Genomic DNA, 5142 nt, shown 5'->3' on the forward strand with positions numbered 1-5142 from the left:
TTCCCGGCTCGGTCTCGGTGAGATTCACGCCCCGGAACGGGCCGTAGCCGGCGAGAAGCGGTCTCGACAACGGTAGCGTCTCGAGCACCTCGTGGGTCTCGGCGTCGAGACGATGAACGTCCTTGGCGATGATGTAGAACGACTTCCCATCGGGCGCGAAGTGAATCGCCGGCCGGTTCCCGCCGGTGACCTCCTCGGGAAGCGTGAACCGCTCCGTCACTTCTCTCTTCTCGAGATCGTAGGCGATGATATCGACGTCCTCGGAGCGAACGAAGCGATCGATCTCCAATTTGACGGCGGTGACCGTCAGATAGGCTTTCGTTCCGTCGTGATTGGGGAACACACCGAAGATCCGGATGCGCTCCGCTCCGGTCGAGAGCGTGAACTCGTCGACGACCTCACGTCTCACCGGATCGATGACCTCGACCGTCTCCATCCGCCCGGTGACGGCGAAAAACTTCCGCTTGTCCGGAGTGTGCGAGCTTCGAGTCACCGCGCCGTGACGCAGATGGAGCCCCTCGGTGAACGTGTCGGTCGTCTGATCGAAGAAGAGAATCCGATCCGGCCAGATGCCGCAGATGAAAACGGTGGGCTCGGTTTGAGCGGCGAGCGGCGCCGCAGCCAGTGCGAGGAGAGCGAGAGTGACGAACGCACGCATAGCTCTTGAGCCTTCTAAGGAAATATGAGATCGATCTTCCGCCAGTCCTGCGTCGCGCTGGCGCAACCGGAGTGCCAGTCCGGGTTGTTGTTCAGATAGTCCGGCACCTGCGCCGGCCAGAAACACGTCTTGTAGCAATCGTAGAGGTCGCGCTCCATGGGTTGGCACAAGGCGGCAGTCCCTCCGGTCGAATCGACTTCCCATCCCGGCGAGAAGATCGTCGTACACCCCGGCGGGTAATGCGGTGGGGTCTCCTGCAGAGCCTTGACCTCGCCGCCCTCGGCCTCGAGCCATTCGAAGGCCGCTTCCGCTTTACGGTTACCGGGCTTCAGGTGCTTCATGCTACCTTCCTTTCGTCGAAACGCTCGAGGAAGGCTGGATTGCCGACCAGGATCCTCGTATAGGCTTCGAGCGCGAGCGACGTCCAGGCGCGTATCCAATCGCAGTAATGCAGGTTGGGACGGAACCGATCGCCGTACCGCACTTGGGCTTCATGATAGCACCCTCCGGAGCACAGGCTCCGCACCCAACAGGTTCGGCAGTCGGTGCGGTGGTCGAGGTGACCTTTCACGAGGTGCTCCGAACGTTTCGCGGAATCGACCCCCGTGTGGACGTCACCGAAATCGTGGTCTCCCGACCCGGCGAATCGATGGCAGAGTCCAATCTCACCTCCGGGGGCGACGCCCAGAAGGCCGAGCCCGGCTCCGCAGGGATAAGCTTTGGATACGCCTTTGTGAATCTCGCCCAGGACATCGCTCAGGTTCGAGAACCCCAGGTATCGCCCATCGATGGCGGCATCCACGTAGCGCTCGGCCAGATCGGCAAATTGTGCAAGAAGGATGTCGAAGCCCTCGCCGTCGATCGCGTAGTCGAGCCCGCTCGAGGACGTCACCGGAGCGAAACCGACCTCGTAGAATCCCATCTCGTCGATCAAATGATGGAAGATTCGAGGAACGTCGATCGTCTTGGCCGTCAGGGTTACGCGGGCCCCAATGGGCCGCGTCTTGTAGATGCTCAGGAGCTCTTTGATTCGAGGCGCGACCACGTCGTAGCTACCCAGGCCGCGGCCGAACACCCGCATCGAGTCCTGCACGTCCCGGGGCCCATCGATCGAGACGGTGACCCCGATCCGGTTGTCGGCGAGCCACTGGCTGATTTCTCGAGTGAGGAGGGTCGCGTTGGTGGTCAAGCTGAAGTCGATGAATTTCCCCTCTTCGGCTGCCCGCCTGCGAGCGTACTCCACCGTCGGGCGGATGACCTTGAAATTCAGGAGCGTCTCCCCGCCGAAGAAGGTGACCTGGAGCCTTCGGTTGTGACCTGACTCGGCGATGAGCGTATCCACGGCTCGCCGGGCGGTTTCCTCGTCCATTATCTGGGGTGCGGCCGGGCTCTCCAATCGATCTTCGCCGTACTCGTAACAGTAGCGACAGCTGAGGTTACAGCTGTTCGTCACGTTGAGCACGATCGTACTCAGAGGAGGTGGTACCGGCGGGCTGGCGAGCTCGGCCAGGGGAACGTCGGGAGCTCCATCGCGACTGACCGCGCCAAGGCTCGCGAGCTCTCGGAGCGCCTCGATGGCTTCCTTCGAACTGGCCAGCTCCCCCACGTGTTTGGGTCCGTCCGACAGCCGATCGAGAATCGAACGAACCTCGCCGTCGAGCTCGACGACGATCGACGAGGGCACGAGAAAAGCAAACTCTCGCTCGCCCGCGTTGAAACGGCGAAGCTCGTTGGCTCGGACGAGCGTCATGGAAAGAGATCCCAGTACAGATAGAGCGGAATCGTCACGACGAGACGCGAGCGACCCCGAAGGACTTCTTGCGACCCCGGAGGCGTGTAGCTCGCCACGACCCAGACGTCTCCAAAATTGTCGGCATTCAGCTCCCGTTCGGTATTCGGGCCTTCCTGATTGGGAGTAAAGAAGCCGTCCTGGTCGATGGTACCCACGAAGTCGATGTCGTCGTCATCGTGGCGAATGTGATATTCCTCTAGGTTCCACTCCGCCGGAACCGTTCCCAGGTTCACGTCGTCCGCGGTGAGAGGCTCGTCGTCGGCGCCACGATGGTACGCGACCGCCTCGAACTTCGCGTATTGTTTGGGCACGTTCACCCCTCCGACCCGGGCGAGGGCTTCCTCGGGCAGGACCTTCACGTAGTCGACCGAATCGTATACGGCAAAAGCGTCGACCGATGCCGCGGCACCCAGGAAAACGTTGCGATAGCCGGGGAGAGCCTCTCGGGAAACGTCGAGCTCAACGGTGAGAACATCGGGCGAGCTTGTCAGGATTCGAGCCACACGGATCCCCTGGCCGAGGTCCAGATCATCGGTCGATAGGCCTTCCAGGTTCGCCCCGAGAATGCGAACGGTGATTGCCCCCGCACCCGCCTTGGCCGACCTCGGCCAAACGGCCGCGATCCGGGGATCGCCTCCAAGGCGCTCGAGACTGACGTCGAGTCCGAGCTCTCCGAAAGTTCCTTCGAAGAACCGGCCCTCGAGCTTCGAGCCGTCCTCGGAGAGGATGAGAACCTCCCTCAGCTCCCCCAGTCCTTCTCCGTTCGAAGTGCCGCGCCAGGCGTAGCCGGTATAGAGGACCCCTTTTCCCTCACGGCGGTGCCGGCTTCCGTCGGCGAGAACGATGTCACCGTCGTAGACGTAGTCCTCGCCCTGGGGAGTCATCGAGAGGATGCCCGATGCGGGTCCTCGTCCCGGTTGATGGGCACGCAGAAGCCACCGCCCCTCGAGCGTCCGCGCCGACGACTTCGCTGCGAAGCGCTTCCATTCCGGAGTTTCCAATGGATGGGTCCTGGCCAGCTTGTCGAGCACCCGGTCGGCGCGCCAGCCCGTTCCGTTCTCGTCTCCCTCGCTCGGTGAGTCCCCCGCCAATGGCGAGGCCGCACGGAAAGTCTGAAACTCGATTAGAGGGAAATAGCCGATATGCATCCCCTTGAGGAGCTCCCACTCCTCCTTCGTGCGCCTCTGAGCAAGGAACCGGGCTCCGAGGTGACAGCGCACGCAGGTATCCCGGATCTCTTCGTCCTCGATGTTCTCGAGCTTCGGCCTCTTCTCGGCAGCGTAGAAATAGGGTCTCGCCTCCTCGGGCGCCAGGCCATGGTGGTCGGCGAGATATCGAACAATTGCCCGAGCCTGTTCGGGAGAGAGGTCCAGCTTCGCCGTACGGATCATCCGTTTCAACGTGAGCTGCCACCCTTCGGGGGTCTTGCGCAGGTAGGAGATTCGCGACATACGGCCCTGGTCATCCGATTCATGGCAGGCGCCACAGGCCGTGCGCACGAGCTCGTTCCCCACGGGAATGCCTTCGCTCGCAGTGGAGGGGCGAACGACGAACCACGAGAGCGCGAGAATCAGGATAAGACGGGAGCCCAAGGCTAGAACCTCCCCGATGTCAACAGGAAGGCGATTCTATCAATTGCCGCAGAACGCTTGCAAGATGGACTCAGAATGACGCTTTGTCGGCCCTCACGACGACGCGATCGCGAAAACGATAGACGATCTCGACCTTCTCCATGACCTTCTCGATCTCCAGCCTGAATTCCCTCATGTGGAGACGTCGCGACGGGCCGTCGAGGTTTCCCCGTACCCAGGGAGGCGCCAGGGTCTCGGCATCGAACACGACCCCACCCGAGCGAAGCAGACCGGCCACCTGCTCGAGAGAAGACCGCAGCCAATCGAGTCCGGAGCCGAACGAGCCGCTCCAGAGCTCCATGAGCGGCATGAAAACGCTTCCGACCGTGGCGATGCTCGCCTCCAGCTTGGGAAGCTCCGAATCTCGCCCTACCGCCAGAGGATAGGCGCGAATCTCGGCGCTGGGCAGAACCCCGCGGAGACGTTGCTCGGCTCGCTCCAGCTTGGCCTCGTTGGGCTCGATGAGACTCACTTTTCCGAGTCGGGGATAGGCACGCCCGATGGCGCAGGCGACCTTACCCGTTCCCGAACCGACGTCGACCACGTGATCCTCGAAGTCCAGAGGGGGCAGCGCGATGACGAGCTCGCGATAATGCTCGGGCTCCCGGTCGGGGCCCGCCGTCCAAGCGGTATCATGCAGATCGTACCAATCGGGGTGCTCCCAGGGCTCGTCCCAGCTCCGCGGTGTCACGATTCCACTATAAGGTAGCCCGAGCGGTAGAGCCAATCGATGGCGCCGAAGACGCGATCCACGGGAAAACGCGCTCTTTCCGCGACCCGACCGACGTCGGAGGAGGTGATCACCTCTCGGAACAGATCCGGGAGGCAAATCGAGCCCCAGTAGCGAACCGGACGCTCCATGTCGGGAGCGAGGAGGATCTCGCGGCTCACGATGAAATCGTTCTCGAGCACGGGCCCTTCGGCGATTCTGACTCCCTCGGCAGCTCGAAGTTTCATCGTCGGCGTGAGAGGGGGCGGGACAGGACGTGAGCCTCGGTCGTCGTCGCCGAGATTGGCGGAGCGTTTTCGCCAGAAGGGACTCGCGGGAAAACGCCTCTCTT

Annotated in this window: 6 protein-coding genes; all 6 read right to left on the reverse strand. The window is 62.4% G+C overall.

What is annotated here, in order from left to right:
* On the reverse strand, nt 1–658 hold a 658-nt coding region (locus VEK15_05255), incomplete at its 3' end, for a hypothetical protein (protein ID HXV60079.1).
* Nucleotides 659–672: 14 nt separating this feature from the next.
* Nucleotides 673–999 (reverse strand): quinohemoprotein amine dehydrogenase subunit gamma, encoded by a 327-nt coding sequence (gene qhpC, locus VEK15_05260; protein ID HXV60080.1) that lies wholly within the window; start codon nt 997–999, stop codon nt 673–675.
* Nucleotides 996–2408, reverse strand: coding sequence for a quinohemoprotein amine dehydrogenase maturation protein (gene peaB / locus VEK15_05265; protein HXV60081.1), 1413 nt, complete (start codon nt 2406–2408; stop codon nt 996–998). The genes qhpC and peaB overlap by 4 nt, the downstream gene beginning before the upstream one ends.
* Nucleotides 2405–4042, reverse strand: a complete 1638-nt coding sequence (gene peaA / locus VEK15_05270; GenBank protein ID HXV60082.1) for a quinohemoprotein amine dehydrogenase subunit alpha — start codon at nt 4040–4042, stop codon at nt 2405–2407. The genes peaB and peaA overlap by 4 nt, the downstream gene beginning before the upstream one ends.
* Before the next feature lie 70 nt (nt 4043–4112).
* Complete coding sequence (locus VEK15_05275; GenBank protein HXV60083.1) at nt 4113–4772, reverse strand: hypothetical protein; 660 nt, start codon at nt 4770–4772, stop codon at nt 4113–4115.
* A partial coding sequence (locus VEK15_05280) for a hypothetical protein (protein ID HXV60084.1) occupies nt 4769–5142 on the reverse strand: 374 nt, incomplete at its 5' end. The genes VEK15_05280 and VEK15_05275, both read right to left, overlap by 4 nt.

Source organism: Vicinamibacteria bacterium (assembly GCA_035620555.1).
Classification (GTDB): Bacteria; Acidobacteriota; Vicinamibacteria; order Marinacidobacterales; family SMYC01; genus DASPGQ01.

Excerpts from the sequence above, each read along its gene's own strand:
- qhpC (HXV60080.1), bottom strand. The coding sequence starts at position 999 with ATGAAGCACCTGAAGCCCGGTAACCGTAAAGCGGAAGCGGCCTTCGAA.
- peaB (HXV60081.1), bottom strand. The coding sequence starts at position 2,408 with ATGACGCTCGTCCGAGCCAACGAGCTTCGCCGTTTCAACGCGGGCGAG.